Here is a 22364-nt window from a genome sequence, read left to right as displayed (position 1 = left end):
CAGAATCTGAAGCGTTTGCCGATCAGCAGCCGGAACCGAGGGTCACCCGATGACGGACAGCTACAGCCAGTTCTGCACCGTGGCGCGGGGCGCCGAAGCGTTGTGTGAGCGCTGGACACCGCTGGTGGTGCGCGAACTGCTGTGTGGCAGCCGGCGCTTCAACGACCTGCACCGTGGGGTGCCGCGCATGTCCACCAGCCTGCTGGCGCAGCGCCTGCGGCACCTGGAGGAGATCGGCGTGGTGCGGCGCAGCGCGGTGGGCAAGGTCTGGGAGTACGCCCTGACCGACGCGGGCGAAGAGTTGCGTCCCATCATCATGGCGCTGGGCCACTGGGGTGCGCGCTGGATCGGCAGCCGCCTGCGCGATGACGAGCTGGACGCGGGGCTGCTGATGTGGGACATCCGGCGCTTCGTGCGCCTGGACGAATGCCCGGCCCATGCCGTGGTGGTGCATTTCCGGTTTCGCGACGCCCGCTCGGGCGAAAAAACCTGGTGGCTGGTGGTCGAAGAAGGTGCGGCTGACCTGTGCCGCGACGACCCCGGCCGTGAACTCACCCTGGTCGTGGACTCGACGGTGCGCGCACTGACCGAGGTCTGGACCGGCGACAGGTCACCGCAAGAGGTGCTGAGCAGCCGGGACCTGCGCGTGGAAGGGGCGCGTCACGAAGCGCAGAGCCTCTGGCGCTGGCTCGGCGCCAGCGTCTTCGCCGAGACACGCCGCAGCGCCAGACCCGCGGTCGTGAGCGACGCGCGCCCGCCGGCGTGACGGCGCTGTGCGCGGGCTGTGAAACTTCAGAAACGGAGGTTGGCGACCCGGCGATCGGGGGTGTCGTGGAAGGTGTCGGGTTGGGCGATGGCGGCCACGCCGCGCACCACGTCACCCACCACGATCACGGCCGGGCTGCCCAGCTGTTCGCGGGCGATGGTGGCGCGCAACTCACCCAGCGTGCTGAGCGCGTGGCGCTGCTGGGGCAGGCTGGCGTGCTGGATGATGGCCAGCGGCGTGCTGGCGGGCAGGCCGGTCAGCAGATCGGCCTCGATCTGCTCGGCGCTGGACACGCCCATGTAGATCACCAGCGTGAGCCTGGCGTCGCGTGCGGTGGCGGCGAGCTGCTGCCAGTCGGTGCCCGCGTCGCCGGGCTTGGCGTGGCCGGTGATGAAGACCACGCCGTGCGCGTGATCGCGGTGCGTGAGCGGGGCGCCGAGCGAAGTCAGGCCGGCCAGGCCGGCGGTGATGCCGTTGAGCACCTGCACCTCGATGCCGGCTTCGCGCAGGTGCTCCACTTCTTCACCGCCGCGCCCGAAGATGAAGGGGTCGCCGCCCTTGAGTCGCACCACCACCTCGCCTTCGCGCGCGGCCATGATCATGAGCTTTTCGATGAAGGCCTGCGGCGTGCTCTTGCAGCCGCCGCGTTTGCCCACATGCACGATGCGCGCCTTGGGGGACGCGTGCTCCAGCACCGCATCGCTGACCAGGTCGTCCACCAGCAGCACGGTGGCGGCGGCGATGGCTTTGGCGGCCTTGATGGTGAGCAGTTCCGGGTCGCCCGGGCCGGCGCCGACGAGGGTGACGGTGCCGGGGTCGAACCGGGTGGTGGATGCGGTGACGGTGGCGGGCATGTTCATGGTGGGTTGACCTCTGGAACGGCAGTTGTCTCTGCGGTCTGTGTTGTGGGCTGATGCTGCACTTCTCGCAAGATGTGTTCCACCTGCAGCGCGATCGGTGCGGGCACCGGGCGTTCGCCGTCGAGCACCGAGCGGATGTAGGCCGCGGTGCTCGCCGCGTCCACTTCGCGTGGCAGATCGGGGAGGCTGGCCAGTGGGCCGTCCTGCGCGGCCTGCAGCAGGTGGCGCTGGCCGTCGCGGAAGGCTTCCATCTGCGGCGTGCGGCGCGCATCGGCCACCGGCTCGCCTTCGGTGCCGCGCAGCAGCAGCGCGTGCGCACCGGTCAGGGCGAAAGTTTCAGCCATGGAGACGGCGTATTCGGGGTGCGTGTAACTGCCCACGATCAGCGTCCGGCCTTCGCAAGGGTTCATGAGCTTGACCAGGCTGTGCGCCGGGTTGCGCAGGCCGACGGCGCGGCGCACGTCGAGCAGGCGCTTGAGGCCGGGCAACAGCACCTCGGTGGGCACAAAAGCCAGCTCGCCCGCACCGAGCGCGGGCACGCTGCGCGCCGCTGCGATACCCAGTGCCGCGAACACGGCCTCGCTGGTCACGCGGCGGTCTTCGGTGGCCGTGCCGTGCACCAGCACCGGCACGCCGCGGCGCGCCAGCAGCAGGGCCAGCAGGGGCGTGAGCACCGGCAGTTTGCGTGCACCGTTGTAGCTCGGCAGCACCACGGTGGTGAGGCCGTTGTCCGGCACGCGCTGCAGGCGGGCATGGGTGGCATCCAGGAAGCCGGCCATCTCCTGCGGCGTCTCGCCCTTGATGCGCATGGCGAGGCAGAAACCGCCGATTTCGAGGTCGGTCACCGCGCCGTCGAGCACCTGGCCCAGCAGGTCGGTGGCCGGCTCGCGCTGCAGCGAACGCGCGCCGTCTTTGCCGCGACCGATGTCCTTGATGTAGTGGCTGATGCTCATGGGTGGCGATTGTCCGGCAAGCCAGATGACTTCGGGTTATATGCAGGCTGTCACGCCACCTGCAGCACATGCCCGGTCGCCGGGTGGGCGCGCACCAGGCGCCGCAGCTCGGGGATGCAGGAACCGCAGTTGGTGCCGCACTTGAGCCCGCTTTGCAGCGCGGCCAGGCGCTGGTCGTTGGTGCCGTGGTTGGACTTCAACTGTGCGCCGATGTCGTCTTCGCTCACGTTGAAACAGGTGCAGACCTGCTTGCCCTTGGCCACCACCGCCACCGGCGCCTTGGCGCCCGGCATCAGCAGCAGGCGGCCGTAGGCCTCGGCCGGCAGTTCGTCCTGCAGCAGCGGCTTGATCCAGGCTTCGGCGCGCACGTCGCCCGCGAGCACAAAACCTTCGAGCCGGGTGGCGCCTTCGGTGCGCAGCAGGCGCGCGGTGCGGCGCTGGCCCAGCCGCTTGTCCACGTAGCGCAGCGCATCGGTGCCGCCCAGGCCGAGCAGGGCCTCGATGCGTTCGATCACCGCGGCTTCGGGCGCCTCGTGCGCCGCGGCGCGGAACAGCACGCCGCTGCGTTCGCGGCCAAAGGGCACGCAGGAAGCGAATTCGAACGAAGGCATCAGCGCGCGCAGTTCGGATTCCGCGGACAGCGCCCGGTCGGCGGGCAACCAGGCCACGGCCAGCAGGTTCCAGGCCAGTTCGGCTTTGAGGATCTTGACCGCCGCGTGTTTCAGCTCGGGCTGCTTCGACGTCGGGCAGTAGGCCGAGGTGGTCAGCGCGTTGACGCCGGCCAGCGGCTCGCCGTGGCTGTCGCGTCCGCTCAGGTATTCCGCGCCCCAGTGCATGGCGATGAAGGCCTGCGACAGGCCGATTTCTTTGCTGGCCTGCAGCGGCAGCACGATGGAGCCGCGCTTGCTGGTGACGTGCACCAGGTCGCCGTCTTTCAGGCCGCGGCGCTCCATGTCCTGCGGGTGCAGCTGCACCGCGGGCTCGGCCACGTGGCCGAACAGGCGGCCCAGCGTGCCGGTGCGTGTCATGCCGTGCCACTGGTCGCGCAGGCGGCCGGTGGTGAGCGAGAACGGAAACCGCGATTCGCGCGGCTCGGCCAGCGGGCGGAAGGGCAGGGCGGCGAAGCGGGCCCTGCCGTCGGCGGTGGGGAACACACCGTCGGCGTAGAGGCGGACCTTCCCCTGTGTTTCGCCTTCGCGCAGCGGCCATTGCTGCGGGCCTTGCTCGTCCAGCATTTCGTACGAGAGGCCGGTGATGTCGAGGTCGCGGCCACGGGTGGACTCGCGGTGTTCGAGCCAGATGGATTCGGCGTCGGGGTAGGGGAACAGCGTGGGCTGGCCGGGGCGCAGCGCGGTTTCGAGCCGCTGCGCGAAGTCGACCACAATGCGCCAGTCGTGCCGGGCCTCGCCGGGCGCGGGCACGGCGGTGCGCACCCGGCTGATGCGGCGTTCGCTGTTGGTGACGGTGCCTTCCTTTTCGCCCCAGGTGGTGGCGGGCAGCAGCAGGTCGGCCCAGTCGCAGGTGGCGGCGGTGGCGTAGGCCTCCTGCACCACGACGAACTCGGCGCGCTCCAGCGCGCGGCGCACCGCGGCCTGGTCGGGCATGGACTGCGCCGGGTTGGTGCAGGCGATCCACAGCGCCTTGATCTCGCCGTCGGCCGCGGCCTGGAACATCTCCACGGCGGTCTTGCCGGGCTTCGAGGGCACGTCGGCCACGCCCCAGAGCGCGGCCACTTCGGCGCGGTGCGCCGGGTTGCCCATGTCGCGGTGCGCGCTCAGCAGGTTGGCCAGGCCACCGACTTCGCGCCCGCCCATGGCATTGGGCTGGCCGGTCAGGCTGAATGGGCCGGCGCCGGGCTTGCCGATCTGGCCGGTGGCCAGGTGCAGGTTGATCAGGGTGGCGTTTTTCGCCGTGCCGCTGCTGCTCTGGTTCAGGCCCTGGCAGTAGAGGCTGAGCGTGGCCGGCGAGGTGGCGAACCACTGGGCCGCGGTGAACAGGTCTTCCTTCTTCAGGCCGCAGACCTGGGCCACGTGCTCGGGCGTGCACTCGCGCACCAGCGCCTTCAGTTCGTCGAAGCCGGTGGTGTGTGCGGCGATGTAATCGGCGTTGATCCAGCCTTCCCACAACATGATGTGCAGCAGGCCGTGGAACAGCATCACGTCGCTGCCGGGCTGGAGGGGCAGGAACAGGTCGGCCAGCTCGGCGGTGTCGGTGCGGCGCGGGTCGGCCACGATCACCTTCATGGCCGGGTTCTTTTTCTTTGCTTCCTCGATGCGGCGGAACAGCACCGGGTGCGCATAGGCCGCGTTGCTGCCGACGATGAACAGGCAGGCGGCGTGGTTCACGTCGTCGTAGCAGGCCGGCGGCGCGTCGGCGCCCAGCGTGGCCTTGTAGCCGGCCACCGCGCTGCTCATGCACAGGCGCGAGTTGGTGTCCACGTTGTTGGTGCCGATCAGGCCCTTGGCCAGCTTGTTGAAGACGTAGTAGTCCTCGGTCAGCAGCTGGCCGCTGATGTAGAAGCCCACGGCGTCGGGGCCGTGTTCGGTGATCGTCTTTGCAAAGCGGTCGGCGGCGAGATCCAGCGCCGCGTCCCAGGCGATGGGCGTGGGAGCGGCCTGGCGCGCCAGGCGTTGCAGCGGCTGCAGCAGGCGGGTCTGGCGCGCCAGTTCGGGCGTGGCCGTGAGGTGCAGCGTGGTGCCCTTGGTGCAGAGCTTGCCGAAGTTCGCCGGGTGGTCCGGGTCACCGCGCACGCCGGTGATCTGCTGCCCCTCGGTTTCGATGAGCACGCCACAGCCCACACCACAGTAGGGGCAGGTAGATCGGGTGATGGACGTGCTCATGGTCATGCGCAGGTGGTGCGGCGGGCGGGGCCGGCGATGGGGCGGGTCTGGTCCAGCGCCTGCGTGGCCAGTTCGTTCGCGTCCAGGAACACCTGCCCGTCTTCCACCTTCACGGTGAACTTCGGCGTGCAGCCCTCGTCGGGCGCGGCGGCCTGGCCGGTGCACAGGCCGATGGTCCAGTTGTGCAGCGGGCAGGCCACGCTGGTGCCGAACACGATGCCCTGGGACAGCGGGCCGCCCTTGTGGGGGCAGCGGTCGAGCAGGGCGAACACCTCGTCCTTGTCGTTGCGGAACACAGCGACATCGAGGCCCTGGTCGCGCGCCACGCGGCGCGAACCGAGCACGGGGATGTCTTCAACGCGGCAGATGGCTTTCCATGGGTTCATGTCGGGGTCCTCAGGTTTTGATGGCGGCGTACAGACCGGTCACACGGTCCATCACGCTCAGCAGGTTTTCACTCGTCACGAACACATCGGACAGAGGTTTGGCGGCGGCGCCCGAGTTCTGCATGCGCTGCAGGGCCTGGTCGAGAAAGAACCACTGGCCATCGGCCAGCGCCAGTTCGTCGCGGATGCGGCTGGTTGCCTCGGGGGCGTTGCGCAGCAGGTCCATGGCGACCAGGAATTCGGTGCGGGCCTTGCCGATTTCGGTGGTGGCGGCCTGGGCATCCACCGGCAGCGTGGCGGCGAAGTAGAACTTGGCCATGCGTTGCGACAACATGCGCTGGCGGCCGGCCACGTTGACCAGCTTGCCCACCGGGCGGCCCGAGGCGGCTTCGTACTGCAGCGTGCCCTGGTGGGCCAGCGCCAGCACGCGGGCATCGGCCTGCAGCACGGCGGTTGCGCCCGGCTTGCCCGGCGCTGCGCCCACGAGCGCGGTCTTGTAGTCGCTCCAGGCGCCTTCGAGCTTGATGTAGGTGTCGCGGATGTCGTTCGATGGCGCGTAGGCCTTGAGCTCGACCAGCTGGCGGTCGAACAGGGCCATCGATTTGTCGAGCACCACCTGCGCGTTGGCGCTTTGGGTCTTGTGCACCAGGGCCAGCCAGGCCTTGCCCATGCGCTGCGAAAGCATGCGCTGGCGGCCGGCCTTGTTGATGGCGTCGTTGAGGTCCACCACCTGGGCCCGCACGCCCGGGGTGGTGGCCGCTGCTGCGGCCAGGATCATCAGATGTCGGCGTTGCATGGCGACGGTCCTCAGGCGGGCACGAGGGGGATGAACTGGCGCGTGTCCACGGCCGCTTCCTTGAAGTCGAACCAGGGATCGGGCTCGCCGTCGAGCGCGAACTGCAGGCGTTCCCACAGCGCCTTGCGGCCGGCGGCGTCGTCGAGGATGCGCTTCTTCACGTAGTCCAGGCCCACGCGGTTGACGTAGTGCACCGTGCGCTCCAGGTACCAGCCTTCCTGGCGGTACAGCTCGCAGAAGGCGCCGGTGTACTCCATCACTTCCTCGGCGGTTTTCACCTTCACCAGGAAGTGCGCCACCTCGGTCTTGATGCCGCCGTTGCCGGCGATGTACATCTCCCAGCCCGAGTCCACGCCGATCACGCCCACGTCCTTGATGCCGGCCTCGGCGCAGTTGCGCGGGCAGCCCGAGACGGCGAACTTCACCTTGTGCGGCGCGTACATGCGCCACATCGCACGCTCCAGGTCCTTGCCCATCTGCGTACTGTCCTGCGTGCCCATGCGGCACCACTCGCTGCCCACGCAGGTCTTCACCGTGCGCAGCGCCTTGGCGTAGGCGTGGCCCGAGGGCATGCCGATGTCTTTCCAGACGTTGACCAGGTCTTCCTTCTTCACGCCCAGCAGGTCGATGCGTTGTCCGCCGGTGACCTTGACGGTGGGGATCTTGTACTTGTCCACCGCGTCGGCGATGCGGCGCAGTTCATCGGCCGTGGTTTCGCCGCCCCACATGCGCGGGATCACCGAGTACGTGCCGTCTTTCTGGATGTTGGCGTGCGAGCGCTCGTTGATGTAGCGGCTCTGCGGATCGTCCTTCGCCTCCTTGGGCCAGGTGCTGATCAGGTAGTAGTTGATGGCCGGGCGGCAGCTCGCGCAACCGTTGGGCGTCTTCCAGCCCAGGTGCGAGAACACCGCAGCGGTGGTCAGCAGCTTGCTGCCGTCGGCCAGCGGCGTGCGGATCGCTTCGCGCACGGCCTCGTGGCCGTGGTCGGTGCAGCCGCACATGGCCTTGAGCTTGGGCGTGGCCGAGTAGTCGCCGCCGGCGGTGAACATGAGAATCTGCTCGACCAGGCCGGTGCAGGAGCCGCACGACGCGCTGGCCTTGGTGTGCTTCTTGACCTCGTCCAGGGTGAACAGGCCCTTGTCGCGGATGGCCTTGCAGATGGTGCCCTTGGTCACGCCGTTGCAGCCGCAGACCTCGTCGCTGTCTTTCATGGCGGCGGCCTTGTTCTGGCCCTGGTGGCCCACGTCGCCGATGTTGCTCTCGCCAAACATCAGCTTGTCGCGGATGTCGGCCACGCTGCGGCCGTCGCGCAGCAGCTTGAAGTACCAGCTGCCGTCCACCGTGTCGCCGTAGAGGCAGGCGCCGATCAGCTTGTCGCCCTGGATCACCAGCTTCTTGTAGACGCCGCCCGAGGGGTCGCTCATCACGATCTCTTCGGTGTCGCCGCCGCCGGTGAAGTTGCCGGCGCTGAACAGGTCGATCCCCGTGACCTTGAGCTTGGTGGAGGTGAGCGAGCCGGTGTAGCGGCCGATGCCGAACTCGGCCAGGTGCGTGGCCAGCACCTTGCCCTGCTCGAAGAGCGGGGCCACCAGGCCGTAGGCGATGCCGCGGTGCGCCGCGCATTCGCCCACCGCGTAGATGCGCGCGTCGGTGATGGTCTGCATGGTGTCGCTCACCACGATGCCCTTGTTCACATGCAGGCGCATGCTTTCGGCCAGTGCGGTGTTGGGGCGGATGCCCACGGCCATCACCAGCAGGTCGGCCGGCAGCTCGGTGCCGTCCTTGAAGCGGATCGCCTTCACGCGGCCGCCCTTGCCATCGTCCTTGTCGCCCACCAGCTCCTGCGTCTGTGCGCCGATGAGGAATTTCATGCCGCGCTCTTCCAGCGAAGCCTGCAGCATCTTGCCCGCCACGTCGTCGAGCTGGCGCTCCATCAGCCAGGGTGCGACGTGCACCACGCTCACGCTCATGCCGCGCTTCATCAGGCCGTTGGCCGCTTCCAGACCCAGCAGGCCACCGCCGATCACGACCGCGTGCTTGTAGGTCTTGGCGGCGTCGATCATGGCCTGCGTGTCGGCGATGTCGCGGTAGGCGAGCACGCCCTCCAGGTCCTTGCCGGGGATGGGCAGGATGAAGGGGTTGGAGCCCGTGGCCATGATCAGGCGGTCGTATTCGGCCGACACTTTCTCGCCGTTCGGTCCGACCGCGTGCACGATGCGCTTGATGCGGTCCACCTCGGTGACCTTGTAGCCGGCGTGCAGGGTGATGCCGTGGTCGGTGTACCAGGACCAGTCGTTCAGCACGATTTCTTCCAGCGTCTGCTCGCCCGCCAGCACTGGCGACAGCAGGATGCGGTTGTAGTTCGGGTGCGGCTCCGCGCCGAAGACGGTGATGTCGTAGAACTCCGGCGCGATCTTCAGCAGCTCTTCGAGCGTGCGCACACCGGCCATGCCGTTGCCCACCATCACCAATTTAGATTTTTTCATCGCGGCTACTCCAGTTGTGATTCGCAAAAGGGGGTGCTGGTCATGGCCGGCGCAGAGGCGCACGGGCGCCATGTGGCACCAGGAAAGGTCTGGGGAAAATGCAGATTCAGTGGCCGTTGGCCAAAGCCGGGCTTGCCAAGTTGCAAGACCGGTATCACGCTGCACACGTCGTTGTATGCAGAGCCCACGACGCTGCGGTCGGGGTCGAGCGCTTCGTCACGCTCGCCACAGACAATGCAAAAGCTGTGCCATATGATCCGGCGCTCGCTGCGGGTGGCACGTCGGGGCGCCAGCGACGATGATGTGTGCCTTGTCCGGGGAACGCTCCGGTTTATCCAAGTCCTTGATTCATATGACTTCTGCGCTGGTTTTTCTCGAAGGCTCCGCGAGTCCTCAACCGCTGGTGAACGACCTGGAAGCCTGTGGGGTCCAGGTGCTCGCCGTGCTGGATGCCGGCAGCAAATTGGTGCAGGGCGTGGTGCGCCATGCACCAGACTTGGTGATTGGCGAGGTGCCGCAGCCCGGCGACGCGCTGTTTGAGACCACCCAAACGCTGGCCAGCGTGGCCCCGTGCCCGGTGATCGTGTTCACGCACGACGGCGACGCCGCCCGCATTGAGCGCGCGGTGACCTCGGGCATCCACGCCTGGGTGATCAACGGCTACAGCGCGCAGCGCCTGCGCCCCCTGCTGCAGCTGGCGCAGGCCCGTTTTCGCCGCGAGCAGGCCCTGCTCGACGAACTGAAAGACGTGACCACGCGCTTCGAGGAGCGCAAAGCCGTGGAGCGCGCCAAAGGCATCCTGATGAGCGCGCGCCAGGTCAGCGACGACGCCGCTTTCGAGATCCTGCGCACCGCTTCGATGCACAGCAACCAGCGCCTCGGCCAGGTGGCGCAGCACATCATCCAGTCGGCCCACTTTGCCGAAGGCGTGAACCGCGCCGGGCAGCTGCGCATGTTGTCGCAGCGCCTGGTCAAACACTGGCTGTTGCGGCTTGCGGGGGTGCAGGCCGCGCGTCACCTGACGCTGCAGACCGAATCGGCCCAGCGCATCGACGCCAACCTCGCGCTGCTCGGCAAGAACCTCTCGCAGCCCACTTTTGGCGATCTGCTGGACCGCGTCGTGGCCACCTGGAAAGTCCTGAAGAAAGCGCTCAAGGCCGAGCCCGCGCACGATCAGGTCGGCCCCATCAACGCGCTCGCCGAGCAACTGCTGCAGGACGCCGAACGCCTGACCGCCAGCCTGGAGAGCGCCGGGTCCGTGAGCCCGTTGCGCATGCTCAACATGGCCGGGCGCCAGCGCATGCTTTCGCAGCGTTTTGCCAAGCTGGCGTTGCTGGGTCTGCTGGAGCGTGGCGATCCCCTGCTGCAACACCAGGCCGACATGGAAGCCGCGCGCCAGGCGTTTGAGCAAGGCCTGGCCTACCTCCAGGGCCTGCCGCTGTCCACGCCCGACATCCGCCGCACGCTGGAAGACGCCGCCCAGGGCTGGCAGGCGCTGCTCGCGGGCGCCGACCACGTGCACCGCCCGGCCGGGCGCGACCGCCTGCTGCGCCTTGAAGGTCTGGCCACCGCCAGCGAAAGCCTGCTCGACAACTTCGAAACCCTGTCCGCACAGTACGAGCGCAGCATGCAGATGCTGATGGGCTGACGCATGGCCTTTGAACTCGACATCGGCTTTGTTTCCCTCACGGGCCGCAAAGCCGTCAACGAAGACTTCTGCGCCGCCATGCTGCCAGCCGAAGGGCAGGAAGACATGGGCTCCATCGTCGCCATCGCCGACGGCGTGAGCGCGGGTGGCATGGGCCGCGAAGCCGCGCAGACCACCGTCACCAGCCTGGTGCGCGACTACTACGGCACCCCCGAAACCTGGGACACCACCGTCGCGCTCGACCGCATCATCGGCGCCCAGAACGCCTGGCTCGCCGGCATCAACCGCCGCCGCCACCCCGCCATGGGCCTGACCACGCTCACCGCGCTGGTGCTGCGCGGCCAGTCGTACACCCTGGCCCATGTGGGCGATTCGCGTTGTTACCTGCTGCGCGAGGGGCAGACCCTGCAGCTCACGCACGACCACGTCGTCAACCACCCCGACTTCAAACACCAGCTGCTGCGCTCCGTGGGCGCCGAAGACCACCTTGTCGTGGACTACCTGCAGGGCGAGCTGCAGGTCGGTGACAGCTTCGTGCTGCTCACCGACGGCGTGCACGGCCGCCTGCCCGAGCGCCGCTGGCGCGAATGCGCCGCCCTGCCCACCGCGCAGGAAGCCGCCCGCTGGCTGGTGGACACCGCCCACGCCGCCGGCAGCGACGACAACCTCACCGCCGTCGTGGTGCGCGTGCTGGGCCTGCTCGACGCCAACCTGCACGACGCCAACCGCGCCGCCCAGCGCCTGCCCATACCGCCGCGCCTGCGCGTGGGCGAAGCCATCGACGGCTTCACCGTCACCGCGCTCGTGGCCGACAACGGCATCAACCTCCTCTACCAGCTGCGCGACCCCGCCACCCAGAGCCTCTACGCCCTCAAGACCCTCCACCCCGCCCGCGCGCACGACCAGGACGAACGCGCCATGCTCGCGCACGAAGCCTGGCTCGCCCGGCGCATGGTGTCGTCCCGCGCCGCCGGCAACCTGGTCCAGGTGCACGAACAGCTGCCCACCGGCCAGGCGCGCTCGGCCTACTACCTGCTCTACGACTGGCACGGTGGCGAAACCCTGCAGCAGACGCTGGACCAGCAACACAAACTCGGCGCCCTGCAGGCCGTCAGCGCCGCCATGCAGACCCTGCGCGTGCTCGGCCTGCTGCACCGCCAGGGCGTGATCCACCGCGACATCAAACCCGCCAACCTGCACCAGGGCGACGACGGCGTGCTGCGCGTGCTCGATCTCGGCGTGGCCCTGAGCGGGCGTGAGCCCGAGAGCATGCGCCGGCTGCACGCCGGCACGCCCAGCTACATCAACCCCGAGCAGTGGGGCCACCACGGCAAATCCGCCCATGGCCACGCCACCGAAGGCGAACCCGAACTGCCCGACGCCCAGAGCGACCTGTTCGCGCTCGGCGTCACGCTCTACCAGCTGCTCACCGGCAAGCTGCCCTATGGCGAGGTGTTGCCCTACCAGCTGGGCCGCTACTACCGCGACCCCACCGCCCCCAGCCGCCACAACCCCGAAGTGCCCATCTGGCTCGACCACGTGGTGCTCAAAGCCGTGGCGCGCGACAAGTCGCTGCGCTTCGAAACCGCCGAAGAATTCCTGCTGGCGCTGGAGCGCGGTGCCTCACGCCCGCTCACCGTGCCGCCCGCGTCGGCGTTGCTGCAGCGCGACCCCACCATGCTGTGGAAGCTGCTGCTGGGCTTCAGCGTGCTGTTCAACCTGTTGCTGGTGTACTGGCTGCTGTTTTTGCCGAAGTGAGTGCGCTACGGGTCCGCCTCACGATCTTCAAGATGTGAGGCCGGATTGGATGCGCCTTGGCGAAGGACAGTTGCCGACCCTGAGCAGACAATCCCGCACCTTCCGCAAAGCGGTCACTCCACACTCCAAACAGGCAAGGACCCACTCGTTGCTGAGGCTATAGTGGATGTAAAGAATACGTACTCGCGCCAGTTTCAAGGTACCGATGGAGCCAACGGCGTGGTGCCGGGTTTCGCAGAATTTTTATAACTGGATGTATAGACGGTTAATGCAGTCAGAAGCAAGACTGCAAGCCACATTCAGGAGGAATCGATGACCAGCTTATGGAGCAGCGCCCAACTTATAGAGCAGGTTTTGCTCTGGACATTACGTTGGGCACCATGATCTTCGTCGCTGAAACTGAGGAGCGCTCCTTTTACGCCTTCCCCACGGAGCGGGATGCGGTAGCCCATTGCGAAGGCTTAGATGTCGAAGCAGGCATCTGGCTGTTCTGGGACGACGCTGGGAATCCCCTAGAGCCTCTGTTCTCTGTACCCAACAAACGTGGTCTGTTCACCGTCGAAAACGGCACCTACACTCTTGTGCCGGCCAGTCCTGAGCATCACGCTCCGTTGGTCGAGGTCCTAAACGAATTTCTCAGTTTCGAATCTCCGGCACCTTTCAATTCTGAAGGCGCTGTTCGCAGTTATCTTTCCGCAGGGCGGGTCACCTAGAGATGCCTACTCCTTCTTCGTTGCAGGCCATGGTGCCCAACCCGGCAGTCGAGCGGACCTGCGCGAAAAGCCGCGCAGGCCGCTCACTTCTACGTTAGGCCTCAAAAGCCGTCTGTCGCAGGACCCTGCGCCCAAATCCCGGACGATGATCCGCCGCAGTGCAGCATCGCGCATACGCGGCAATTGGCGCACACTTGTCCACCTAGCCATCTTGGCCTTTGTCAGCACGCCTCGACGGCTCCTTTCCGCTGACACATACGACAGTAGGAGCAACTCATGAGTGCCTTCATGTTGGTCAGACACAAGGTCAAGGACTTCAACACGTGGAAAGTCGGATACGACGCCCATCATCCGAAACGGCAAGAGGCCGGACTAACTGAGAAGTACTTGCTCAGAAGCTCCGAAGACCCCAATGAGGTAGTTGTGATGTTCGAGGCACAAGACCTGACTCGGGCAAAGGCTTTCGCTACCTCTGACGATCTTCGCGCAAAGATGCAGGAGGTCGGCGTAGTCGACCGACCTGACATCTACTTCCTCAATGGCTGAAGCCGCTTCGTTGAGTTGAGGCCCAACCCTTCACTCGAGCGGGACATCCACCGGCAGGGCACTTTGGCCGCGAGGCGCTGAGGCATATCATCCGCCTCGCGGCCAAGGCGCCCTTCCGGCTCCGGCACCTCAGCTCAAACGTTAGGCGTCACGAGGAGTGCACTGCCCATGCCAAACTCGAATTCGTTTCCAACCGAGGGCGGTTGTGACTGCCGGGCCGTTCGGTACAGAGTCGAATCGGCCCCTCTCTTTGTCCACTGCTGCCATTGCCGCTGGTGCCAGCGAGAGTCCGGCACTTCGTTCGCACTCAATGCCCTGATTGAGGCAGATCGAGTCACTCAGCTTGGCGACGCTCCAGAACTCGTCAACACACCCTCCGAAAGCGGCAGCGGCCAGTTCATCGCCCGCTGTCCAAAGTGCAAGGTTGCGGTGTGGAGCAACTATTCCGGTGCCGGGCCCTTGATCAAGTTCGTGCGAGTGGGCACTCTAGATAACCCGGACCTTCTGCCGCCAGACATTCACATCTTCACAGCCTCCAAGCAGCCATGGGTCGTACTCCCAGAAGGCGCGTCCGTCGTCTCAGAGTACTACGACCGAAGGAGCTGTTGGACGGAAGAGAGTCTTGCTCGCTACCGAGTTCTTCTTCCGCTCATCAAGGCGTACCAAGCCGCGAAGAAGGGTGACGCCTAACCCTTCGCTCGAGAGGGACCGTTCCCAGCAGGCCACCTTGGCCGCGAGGCGCTCGCTGTCTATCATGTACCTCGCGGCCAAGGCGCCCTCCCGGTGCCGGCCCCTCAGCTCAAACGTTGACCGCCTGCTTCCCCGCATCAGAAGCGACTGCTCTGGCCGGACGCCGCCTTCCGACGGCTCGCGCGCATCAGCCTCTCGCGCTGAGCCCTTTTCGCATCGGCAGGCCCTCGATGCCGAACGCAAAAACGGGTGAACCTTCAGGCACGAATCCATTGCGGAGGTAGAACGCCTTTGCCGTACGCGTGCTCTTCAGGCGCAACGCCTCGACCCCTGAGCGGACCGCGTGGTCTTCGATCGCTGCGAGCAGCGCCTTTCCTACGCCGGTGAAGCGCACCGAAGGCGCAACATAACAAAGCGCCACCTCCCCAGTCCCTGAAGCCAGACCGAACCCGACCGTTGCCTTGTCAACGCTGGCGATGACCGAAAAGGCGTCTGGTGCGAGGATGAACCTGCGCAGGACTTCATGCGTCTTGTTGCTCAGCCATCCTTGGATCACCTTGACATCGCCACGGTGGTCTTCATAGCAGCACTCAAGGATGGACTTCCGAATGACGCGGCAAACGTCAGCCGCATCGTCTGCGGTCGCCGGTCGGACCTTGATGTTCATGAGGTCAGTTTCGAGGGTCTTTGTCAGGCCAAGGCCTGGCGGGCGACGGCCCCCAGCGCCCTCAGCCCGCCTGCATCGGCTGGAACCGGTCCGCGCGATCCACCAGGCTGCGCATCTGGTCTGCGGCGTGCATGGTGACGGTGTGTGGCGTGTAGCCCGGCCGGGGTGAGATGTAGCTGGCCATTTCCCGCACCAGCGCCTGTTGCTCGGGCGGTGCGTTGGCCAGCAGGGCGATGACCATGTTTTCCAGCGCGATCACGCGCACGCGCAGCTGCACCAGCTCGGCGTTGGTGAGGGCGGGGCTGTCGCCCGGTGTGGGGTGCAATGACTCGGACATGAGGGGCTCCTGCTTGGGAAGGCGCTGTGCCGCGCCAGCACCATTGTGGGACCGTTGCCTTCTCGCGCAACCCGGGTCTTTGCGCTGGCGTTCGGGGGCATTCTGTTGTTGGCTGGCGGGCCGCTGCGCCGGCCGTTAGAACAGCACGCGGCTGCGCAGGGTGCCGGGCACGCGGGCGAGCTCGGCCAGCGCCAGTTCGGAGTGCGCGGCGTCGATGTCCATCACCACGTAGCCCACGTCTTCGCGCGTCTGCAGGTACTGCGCCGAGATGTTGATGCCGTGGTCGGAAAAGACGCGGTTGATGCCGGAGAGCACGCCGGGCACGTTGCGGTGGATGTGCAGCAGGCGGTGTTTGCCGGGGTGCGCGGGCAGGGCCACTTCGGGGAAGTTGACGGCCGAGGTGGAGGTGCCGTTGTCGCTGTACTTCACCAGTTTTTCCGCCACCTCGATGCCGATGTTTTCCTGCGCCTCCAGCGTGGAGCCGCCGATGTGCGGCGTGAGGATGACGTTGTCCAGGCCGCGCAGGGGCGACTCGAACATGTCTTTGTTGCTGTGCGGCTCTTCGGGGAACACGTCGATGGCGGCGCCGAGCAGGGCCTGGTTTTGCAGTGCGCTGGCCAGCGCGTCCACCTGCACCACGGTGCCGCGCGAGGCGTTGATGAGCACGGCGCTGGGCTTCATGCGCGCGAGTTGCGCCGCGCCGATCATCCATTGTGTGGCCGGTGTTTCGGGCACGTGCAGGCTCACCACGTCGGCGGTGGCCATCAGCTCGTCCAGGCTGGTGAGCGGCCTGGCGTTGCCCAGCGGCAGCTTGGTGGCGACGTCAAAAAACACCACGTTCATGCCCAGCGCTTCGGCCAGCACCGAGAGCTGCGTGCCGATGGCACCGTAGCCCACGATGCCCAGGGTCTTGCCGCGGATCTCGAACGAGTTGCTGGCCGATTTCAGCCAGCCGCCGCGGTGGGCAACGGCGTTTTTTTCGGGGATGCCGCGCATCAGCAGGATGGCCTCGGCCAGCACCAGTTCGGCGACCGAGCGGGTGTTGGAAAACGGTGCGTTGAACACCGCGATGCCACGCTCGCGCGCCGCGGCCAGGTCCACCTGGTTGGTGCCGATGCAGAAGCAGCCCACGGCGGCGAGGCGGGAGGCGTGGCTCAGCACCTCGGCGGTGAGCTGGGTGCGCGAGCGGATGCCGACGAAATGCGCGTCGGCGATCTTGGCCAGCAGCTGGTCGTCGGGCAGGGCGCCGGGCAGGCTTTCGATCTGGCTGTAGCCCGCCGCACGCAGCACGGTGACAGCCGAGGGGTGGATGCCCTCCAGCAACAGGAAGCGGATCTTGTGCTTGTCGATGGAGGTTTTGGGGCCGGTCTGGACGGATTGGGTCGGGGAGGTGGTGACGGCGTTCATAGTTGACTAATGTAGTCGGGTATGGCGCCCACGGCCATTTTTGAGGCCTTCGTCCCCGCGCCGCGCGGGGGATTCACCGCGGGTTTCAGGCCGGGCCGGCGGGGGCCATGAACAGGGCGGCCACCAGGTCCGACTGCGTGACCATGCCCACCAGACGGTCCTGCGCGTCGAGCACGGGCATGTGGTGCAGACCACCGTCGGAGAACCCGCGCACCAGATCGGCGATGGCCTGTTCGGGGCGGGCGGTGCGCACCTTGCGGGTCATGATGTCTTCGACCCGGCGTGCGGTGTTCATGCGCGGCACGCGGCTGGGCGCGGGCGCGCTCTGACCGATGAAAAAGTCGTGCAGCGACACGATGCCCACCAGCTCGTTGACGGCATTCACCACCGGCAACGCCTTGATCTTGTGGTGCGCCAGACGGGCCCAGGCTTCGTCGACCGAATCACCGGGGCCCACGCTCACCACGTCGCGCGACATGATGTCCTGGCACCGCACGCCGCCCCAGTGACGGCGTTGCGCGTGCAATTGCGCGCGCGTCATGATTTCTTCCAGGTCGTGGCGGTCGATGTCGAGCAGCTCGCCGAACGAGGCCAGCGCGGCATCGAGATCTTCCTTGTTGTAGCCCACGCGCTGGGTGGGCAAAGGGTCGCGCGTGTCGTGGGGGCGGCTCTTGGTCGCCCCGTGATGCGGGTAGCTGCGCCCCATGGCGTTGTTGAACAGCAGGGCCAGCGCCAGCATGACCGCCGAGTCGGCGGCCACGGGCCAGAGCGCAAAACCAAAACCCAGTTCGTGGATCGCCGGGCCGCCCAGCACGGCCGTGAGCGCCACCGCGCCGCCGGGCGGGTGCAGGCAGCGCAGCGCGAACATGGCGGCCACGGCACCGGTGCCCGCCACCGCGGCGGCCAGGCCTGTGGAGCCAAGCCATTGGTGGCAGGCCACCCCGATCAGCGCCGAGAGCACGTTGCCGCCGATGATGGACCAGGGCTGCGCCAGCGGGCTCGCCGGCACCGCAAACAGCAACACCGCCGAGGCGCCCATGGGTGCGATGAACCAGACGCTGGATGTGCCCAGCGCATGGCGGCTGAGCCAGTCGGTGCACAGCAGCCCGAGGCCCACGCCCACGCTGCTCAGCCAGAGCTCGCCACGGCCGATGGTCAGCGGGGCCGGGTAGAACGAACGCAGCCAGTTCAGCAGCGGGTTCAAGAGTGGGCTTTCAGCGGCCTTGTTGCACCGGTGACCGCTTCAGTGCGCCGCTTCCATCCCGTTGCGTTGTTTCGTTGGCTCGGTCGCTGGGGACACCCAGAACGCCAGCAGCGCGCGCACGGCTTCGGGCTGTGTGGATGTGGTGGCGAGGCCGGCCGAGAAGGTGGTGATGATCTGGATCTGTGCGGGCAGGGGGCCGAGCACGTCGATGCCCTCCAGGCTCATGAGTTCGCTCAGTTGCTGGAAACCCAGCGCCACCTCGCCCTTGGCCACCAGCGAGCCCACGGGCACGCCCGGCGGGGCGGTGACGATGCGGTCTTTGATCTGGTCTGCGATGCCCCAGCGCTCGAACAGCTTGGCCAGTTGCACGCCACTGGGGCCGGTGGAATAACCCAGCGTGGGTGCGGCGAGCACGGCCTGTTTCACGGCGGCTTCGCTGCCTATGTCGGGGTGCGGCGCACCGCTGCGCACGGCCAGCGCCACGCCGGAGCGCACCACGTCGACCTTGCTGCCGGCCACGACCTTGCCGTCGGCCGTGAGCTGGTCCACCGCGTTGGACGCGAGGGCCACGATGTCGAACGCTTCACCGGCCCGCACACGTTTGGCTGCGTCCACACCGCCGACGGATTCAAGCTCGATGACCGTGTCCGGGTGGGCCTGCTGGTAGAGGGCGATCAGGTCGGCCAGCACCTGTTTGGTGGCCATGGAAGAAATGATGCGGATGGGGGACGCCATGCGGTCAGCTCCGGGTGTGCAAGGGTGGGAAGGCGCGCCGCCGTGCGGCGGCGCGAACCCGTGCAATTTAACCGCAAGCCGCCCCCATGGTCCGGGGCTGTCGGCGCCCAGGCGAACCCACCGACTGGCTCAGGGCGAATGGGGTTGCGGCGTGCGCAGATCGGGCGTTGTGCGAGCTCGCCCACCTTTCTCCGCCCAGGTCCGCGTCCAGCGCACCTGCATCGTGCGCATCACGCCCAGCATCAGCACCGAGAACACCGCCATCACGATGAAGCCGGTGAGGAAGCTGTCGGTGTGCTGTTTGGACTGGCCCATCATGGCCGGCACCAGGCCACCGCCCAGCGCGCCGATCTCGCCGATCATGGAGCCGGCCACGGCGGTGGAGGTGGGCCAGCGCAGCGGCACCAGCTGGAACAGCGCACCGTTGCCCGCGCCCAGCGCGGCGAAGCAGACGATCAGCAGCAGCGTGGTCAGCACGATGGAGTGCGACGACAGGCCCACGCCCACCAGCGCGAACGACACCACGACCAGCACCACGGTCAGCGTGTTGACGCCGCCCCAGTGGTCGGAAATCCAGCCGCCGAAGATGCGCACCACCGCGCCCATCAGCGCGGCCAGCATGGTCAGCTGACCGGCCTGCACCTTGCTCACGCCGAACTGGTCGTAGTAGTAGGTGGGCAGAAAGGTGGTGATGCCGATGAAGCCGCCGAAGGTGACGACGTAGATCAGGCTGAAGACCCAGCCGTCTTTTTCCAGCAGGCAGGCCAGGTGGTCTCTGATCTTGGCGTGTTCGTCGCGGTCGGGCGGCTCCTTGGCCATGAAGGCCACCACCAGCATGGGCACGACCGAGGCGATGGCCGCAAAGCCGTACACCGTCTGCCAGCCGTAGGCCTGCGCCAGTGGCGGCGCCAGCAGCGCGGCGATGGCGGTGCCGGCGTTGCCCGCGCCCACCAGGCCCATGGCCAGGCCTTTGTACTTGGGCGGGTACCAGCCCGAACCCAGCGACATGGCCACACCGAAACTCGCGCCGGCCACGCCCAGCAACAGCGCCATCTTGAGCATGTCGTCGTAGCTCTGCACGAAGAAGTAGCCGTACGCCATCGTGAAGCAGATCAGCGCCAGCTCGACCAGCGTGGCGGTCTTGCGGCCCACGTACTGCGCCAGCAGGCCGAGCGGGAACCGCATGATCGCGCCCGCCACGATAGGGATGGACAGCAGCAGGCCCTTCTGGGCCGGCGTGAGGTTGAACTCCTCGCTGATGAAGGGCGCCATGGCGCCGTTCATGACCCAGATCACGAACGAAAACGTGAGGTAGAAAAAAGCTGCAAAGAGCGTCGGGGTGTGCCCGCTTTTCAGGAACGTACGGAAGCCCGCCATGGCGTGGACCTTTTGAGAGAGGGGTGGTGGGAGTTTCAAACCCATGCGGTGACCCTGATGCCAGACGGCAGGGTGCCACGGATGGGGCGCTGTGGATCGCCCGGGGCGGGCGATGCCAAGCATCGAGCAAGGCCTTCGTTAGCCTTGCGGATATCGAGCAAATTTCATGCCCGTTTTGTGGGTGTCGGGGCGCGGCAGGGGGCAGGCGCAGTGCACCATCCCGGTGATGCCCGGGCCACCGGGCACAGAAAAAGGGGCATGCCCGAAGACATGCCCCTTCTTGGGTTGGCGCCTTGGTGAATGGGCGGGTGAAACGCTCAGTGCTGGCTGCCGCAGTCTTCGAGGAAGCCGATCAGTTCTTCGCGCAGTTCGTAGTAGCGCGGGTGCGCCAGCAGGGCCTCGCGGGTTCTCGGGCGGGGCAGGGTCACGTCCATCACCTTGCCGATCTTGGCGCGCGGCCCGTTGGTCATCATCACCACGCGGTCGGCCAGCAGGATGGCTTCGTCCACGTCGTGCGTGACCATCATGGCCGTGACCTGGCTGCGCGACCAGACTTCCATCAGCACCTCCTGCAGGTCCCAGCGGGTGAGCGAGTCCAGCATGCCAAAGGGTTCGTCCAGCAGCAGCATCTTGGGGTTGAGGGCGAAGGCGCGGGCAATGCCCACGCGCTGCTTCATCCCGCTGGAGAGTTCGCTGGCGTGCTTGTTCATGGCCGAGCCCAGGCCGACGCGGTTGAGGTAGTAGCCCACGGTGTCGCGGCGCTCGGCTTCGGTGGCGTGCGGGAAGACACGGGCCACGCCCAGCATCACGTTGTCGAACGCGCTGAGCCAGGGCACCAGGCTGGGGGCCTGGAACACCAGACCGCGGTCCGGGCCGGCGTCGGCCACCTCACGGCCATCAAGCACGATCACGCCCTCGGTGATGTCGGTCAGGCCGGCCATCATCGACAGCACGGTGGATTTGCCGCAGCCCGAGTGCCCGATGACCGAGATGAACTCGCCCTTGCGGATCTTCAGGTCGAAGCCGTCCACCACGGTCTGCGGGCCCTTGGGCGTGGGATAGACCTTGATCAGTTGCGAGAACTCGACAAAGCGGTCATCGGTCGGGCGGGCGCTGTTGTCCGTCACGGGCTGCGCCAGGACGGCCTGCTGCAATTCGCCTTCGATGCGCTCGGCCAGCGCCCCGTGTCGCAGGTTCATGCGGCTGGCCAGCGTGGGGCCGACTTCCCGCACCTTGCTGCCGCGCGGGACGAGCGTGGGCAAGGTGATGACCTGGCCGCGCTGTTGCGCCGCGGTCCGGTGCGAGAGCGCGATCAGGTATTGGGTGATCTCGCCGCGCAACTGCTGGAAGCGCGCGTCGTGGTTCATGGCGCGGCGGTCGCGCGGGCGGGGGATGTCCACCGTGAACGACGGGCCCAGCGTGGCGCCGGGGCCCACGTCCAGCGGGATGATGCGGTCGGCCACCATCAGGGCCTCGTCCACATCGTTGGTGATCAGCACCACCGTCTTGCGGTCTTCGCTCCAGATCCGCACGATCTCGTCCTGCAGGTTGGCCCGTGTGAGGGCATCCAGGGCGGAGAGCGGTTCGTCGAGCAGGAGCACGTCGGGGTCGGTGGCCAGGGCGCGCGCCACCGAGACGCGCTGGCGCATGCCGCCGGAGAGCTGGGCCGGTTTCTTGTCGATGGCGGGCGTGAGGCCGACCATGGACACGTAGCGGCGCACGCGCTCGGCGCGCTGCTCGGCGCTTTCGCTGGCGAACACGCGGTCGACCGCGAGGGCCACGTTGTCGCGCACGCTCAGCCAGGGCATGAGCGAGTAGTTCTGGAACACGACACCGCGGTCGGGTCCGGGCCCGGTGATGGGAGCACCCGCCTTGAGCACGTCGCCCTGGTCGGCGGCGATCAGGCCCGCCAGCAGGCTGATGAGCGTGGTCTTGCCGCTGCCGGAGAAGCCGACGATGGCCACGAATTCGCCGGGTTCGACACGCAGGTTGAGGTTCTTCAGGACTTCGGTGCGCGCGCCACCATGGCCGTACGACTTGCTGACGTTGCGCAGTTCGAGCGCAGCGGGGGCCGGCACGGCGACCAGCGCGGGGCCGGACGCCGACGGCACCGCCTGCGCCGCCCGTGCTGCACGCGCCATGGGGCTGAAGGTGTCCTGGGTTTTCAGGGCGAGGTTCATGCTTCGGGCTCCTGC

19 protein-coding genes are annotated in these 22364 nt (G+C 67.2%); 6 read left to right on the top strand and 13 right to left on the bottom strand.

From position 1 onward, the window contains the following. Positions 1-49: 49 nt before the first annotated feature. Positions 50-766 carry a winged helix-turn-helix transcriptional regulator gene (locus ACN5W5_RS13605; protein WP_420049031.1) on the top strand — a complete coding sequence of 239 codons (717 nt, stop codon included), beginning with the start codon at positions 50-52 and terminating at the stop codon, positions 764-766. Positions 767-792: 26 nt separating this feature from the next. On the opposite strand, the gene cobA is transcribed toward ACN5W5_RS13605, so the two are convergent. From cobA to nirB, 6 genes are read right to left on the bottom strand one after another with little or no spacing between them, the layout of a single operon-like run. Next, positions 793-1620 carry a uroporphyrinogen-III C-methyltransferase gene (cobA, locus tag ACN5W5_RS13600; protein ID WP_420049269.1) on the bottom strand — a complete coding sequence of 276 codons (828 nt, stop codon included), beginning with the start codon at positions 1618-1620 and terminating at the stop codon, positions 793-795. 2 nt (positions 1621-1622) lie between these two features. Continuing rightward, the gene (gene ybiB, locus ACN5W5_RS13595) at positions 1623-2579 is read right to left on the bottom strand and encodes a DNA-binding protein YbiB (RefSeq protein WP_420049030.1); all 957 of its coding nucleotides are present in this window, start codon (positions 2577-2579) and stop codon (positions 1623-1625) included. 50 nt (positions 2580-2629) lie between these two features. Then, entirely contained in the window at positions 2630-5419 is a 2790-nt protein-coding gene (locus ACN5W5_RS13590) for a molybdopterin-dependent oxidoreductase (RefSeq protein WP_420049029.1), read from the bottom strand. 2 nt (positions 5420-5421) lie between these two features. Beyond that, positions 5422-5805 carry a nitrite reductase small subunit NirD gene (gene nirD / locus ACN5W5_RS13585; protein ID WP_420049028.1) on the bottom strand — a complete coding sequence of 128 codons (384 nt, stop codon included), beginning with the start codon at positions 5803-5805 and terminating at the stop codon, positions 5422-5424. Positions 5806-5815: 10 nt separating this feature from the next. Then, positions 5816-6601 (bottom strand): type IV pili methyl-accepting chemotaxis transducer N-terminal domain-containing protein, encoded by a 786-nt coding sequence (locus tag ACN5W5_RS13580; RefSeq protein WP_420049027.1) that lies wholly within the window; start codon positions 6599-6601, stop codon positions 5816-5818. An 11-nt stretch (positions 6602-6612) separates the two neighbouring features. Then, positions 6613-9087: a nitrite reductase large subunit NirB gene (gene nirB, locus ACN5W5_RS13575; RefSeq protein WP_420049026.1), complete on the bottom strand. Its 2475-nt coding sequence runs from the start codon at positions 9085-9087 to the stop codon at positions 6613-6615. Positions 9088-9439: 352 nt separating this feature from the next. Between nirB and ACN5W5_RS13570 the strand changes: the two genes are divergently transcribed. The 5 genes from ACN5W5_RS13570 (at position 9440) to ACN5W5_RS13550 (ending at position 14442) form a co-directional block, all read left to right on the top strand. After that, positions 9440-10735, top strand: a complete 1296-nt coding sequence (locus tag ACN5W5_RS13570) for a type IV pili methyl-accepting chemotaxis transducer N-terminal domain-containing protein (RefSeq protein ID WP_420049025.1) — start codon at positions 9440-9442, stop codon at positions 10733-10735. 3 nt (positions 10736-10738) lie between these two features. Then, entirely contained in the window at positions 10739-12493 is a 1755-nt protein-coding gene (locus ACN5W5_RS13565) for a protein kinase domain-containing protein (RefSeq protein ID WP_420049024.1), read from the top strand. A 380-nt stretch (positions 12494-12873) separates the two neighbouring features. Further along, positions 12874-13206 carry a hypothetical protein gene (locus ACN5W5_RS13560; protein ID WP_420049023.1) on the top strand — a complete coding sequence of 111 codons (333 nt, stop codon included), beginning with the start codon at positions 12874-12876 and terminating at the stop codon, positions 13204-13206. A gap of 276 nt (positions 13207-13482) precedes the next feature. Further along, positions 13483-13752, top strand: coding sequence for a hypothetical protein (locus ACN5W5_RS13555; protein WP_420049022.1), 270 nt, complete (start codon positions 13483-13485; stop codon positions 13750-13752). Between the two features lie 168 nt (positions 13753-13920). Next, positions 13921-14442, top strand: a complete 522-nt coding sequence (locus tag ACN5W5_RS13550; RefSeq protein ID WP_420049021.1) for a GFA family protein — start codon at positions 13921-13923, stop codon at positions 14440-14442. A 187-nt stretch (positions 14443-14629) separates the two neighbouring features. On the opposite strand, the gene ACN5W5_RS13545 is transcribed toward ACN5W5_RS13550, so the two are convergent. The 7 genes from ACN5W5_RS13545 to ACN5W5_RS13515 form a co-directional block, all read right to left on the bottom strand. Beyond that, the gene (locus tag ACN5W5_RS13545) at positions 14630-15109 is read right to left on the bottom strand and encodes a GNAT family N-acetyltransferase (protein WP_420049020.1); all 480 of its coding nucleotides are present in this window, start codon (positions 15107-15109) and stop codon (positions 14630-14632) included. A gap of 61 nt (positions 15110-15170) precedes the next feature. Then, positions 15171-15446 (bottom strand): hypothetical protein, encoded by a 276-nt coding sequence (locus ACN5W5_RS13540; protein ID WP_420049019.1) that lies wholly within the window; start codon positions 15444-15446, stop codon positions 15171-15173. Between the two features lie 135 nt (positions 15447-15581). After that, on the bottom strand, positions 15582-16853 hold the full coding sequence (serA, locus tag ACN5W5_RS13535) for a phosphoglycerate dehydrogenase (RefSeq protein ID WP_420049018.1): 1272 nt from the start codon (positions 16851-16853) through the stop codon (positions 15582-15584). Positions 16854-16938: 85 nt separating this feature from the next. Then, on the bottom strand, positions 16939-18057 hold the full coding sequence (locus tag ACN5W5_RS13530; protein WP_420049017.1) for an HPP family protein: 1119 nt from the start codon (positions 18055-18057) through the stop codon (positions 16939-16941). 39 nt (positions 18058-18096) lie between these two features. Further along, entirely contained in the window at positions 18097-18792 is a 696-nt protein-coding gene (locus tag ACN5W5_RS13525; protein WP_420049016.1) for a substrate-binding domain-containing protein, read from the bottom strand. 129 nt (positions 18793-18921) lie between these two features. Beyond that, complete coding sequence (locus ACN5W5_RS13520) at positions 18922-20169, bottom strand: MFS transporter (protein ID WP_420049268.1); 1248 nt, start codon at positions 20167-20169, stop codon at positions 18922-18924. 317 nt (positions 20170-20486) lie between these two features. Beyond that, positions 20487-22349: an ABC transporter ATP-binding protein gene (locus ACN5W5_RS13515; RefSeq protein WP_420049015.1), complete on the bottom strand. Its 1863-nt coding sequence runs from the start codon at positions 22347-22349 to the stop codon at positions 20487-20489. Positions 22350-22364 lie beyond the last annotated feature (15 nt).

Origin of the sequence: Hydrogenophaga sp. ZJX-1, assembly GCF_048590325.1 — a bacterium.
In the GTDB taxonomy this organism is placed as follows: domain Bacteria; phylum Pseudomonadota; class Gammaproteobacteria; order Burkholderiales; family Burkholderiaceae_C; genus Hydrogenophaga.
Note: the sequence above shows the minus strand (reverse complement) of the source record. Positions and strands in the feature narration are given on the sequence as shown.

Excerpts from the sequence above, each read along its gene's own strand:
- ACN5W5_RS13565 (WP_420049024.1), top strand. The coding sequence starts at position 10,739 with ATGGCCTTTGAACTCGACATCGGCTTTGTTTCCCTCACGGGCCGCAAA.
- ACN5W5_RS13545 (WP_420049020.1), bottom strand. The coding sequence starts at position 15,109 with ATGAACATCAAGGTCCGACCGGCGACCGCAGACGATGCGGCTGACGTT.
- ACN5W5_RS13525 (WP_420049016.1), bottom strand. The coding sequence starts at position 18,792 with ATGGCGTCCCCCATCCGCATCATTTCTTCCATGGCCACCAAACAGGTG.
- ACN5W5_RS13560 (WP_420049023.1), top strand. The coding sequence starts at position 12,874 with ATGATCTTCGTCGCTGAAACTGAGGAGCGCTCCTTTTACGCCTTCCCC.
- ACN5W5_RS13570 (WP_420049025.1), top strand. The coding sequence starts at position 9,440 with ATGACTTCTGCGCTGGTTTTTCTCGAAGGCTCCGCGAGTCCTCAACCG.
- ACN5W5_RS13550 (WP_420049021.1), top strand. The coding sequence starts at position 13,921 with ATGCCAAACTCGAATTCGTTTCCAACCGAGGGCGGTTGTGACTGCCGG.
- ACN5W5_RS13540 (WP_420049019.1), bottom strand. The coding sequence starts at position 15,446 with ATGTCCGAGTCATTGCACCCCACACCGGGCGACAGCCCCGCCCTCACC.
- ACN5W5_RS13555 (WP_420049022.1), top strand. The coding sequence starts at position 13,483 with ATGAGTGCCTTCATGTTGGTCAGACACAAGGTCAAGGACTTCAACACG.
- ACN5W5_RS13520 (WP_420049268.1), bottom strand. The coding sequence starts at position 20,169 with ATGGCGGGCTTCCGTACGTTCCTGAAAAGCGGGCACACCCCGACGCTC.
- ybiB (WP_420049030.1), bottom strand. The coding sequence starts at position 2,579 with ATGAGCATCAGCCACTACATCAAGGACATCGGTCGCGGCAAAGACGGC.
- ACN5W5_RS13580 (WP_420049027.1), bottom strand. The coding sequence starts at position 6,601 with ATGCAACGCCGACATCTGATGATCCTGGCCGCAGCAGCGGCCACCACC.
- nirB (WP_420049026.1), bottom strand. The coding sequence starts at position 9,087 with ATGAAAAAATCTAAATTGGTGATGGTGGGCAACGGCATGGCCGGTGTG.
- serA (WP_420049018.1), bottom strand. The coding sequence starts at position 16,853 with ATGAACGCCGTCACCACCTCCCCGACCCAATCCGTCCAGACCGGCCCC.
- nirD (WP_420049028.1), bottom strand. The coding sequence starts at position 5,805 with ATGAACCCATGGAAAGCCATCTGCCGCGTTGAAGACATCCCCGTGCTC.
- ACN5W5_RS13590 (WP_420049029.1), bottom strand. The coding sequence starts at position 5,419 with ATGAGCACGTCCATCACCCGATCTACCTGCCCCTACTGTGGTGTGGGC.
- ACN5W5_RS13515 (WP_420049015.1), bottom strand. The coding sequence starts at position 22,349 with ATGAACCTCGCCCTGAAAACCCAGGACACCTTCAGCCCCATGGCGCGT.
- cobA (WP_420049269.1), bottom strand. The coding sequence starts at position 1,620 with ATGCCCGCCACCGTCACCGCATCCACCACCCGGTTCGACCCCGGCACC.
- ACN5W5_RS13605 (WP_420049031.1), top strand. The coding sequence starts at position 50 with ATGACGGACAGCTACAGCCAGTTCTGCACCGTGGCGCGGGGCGCCGAA.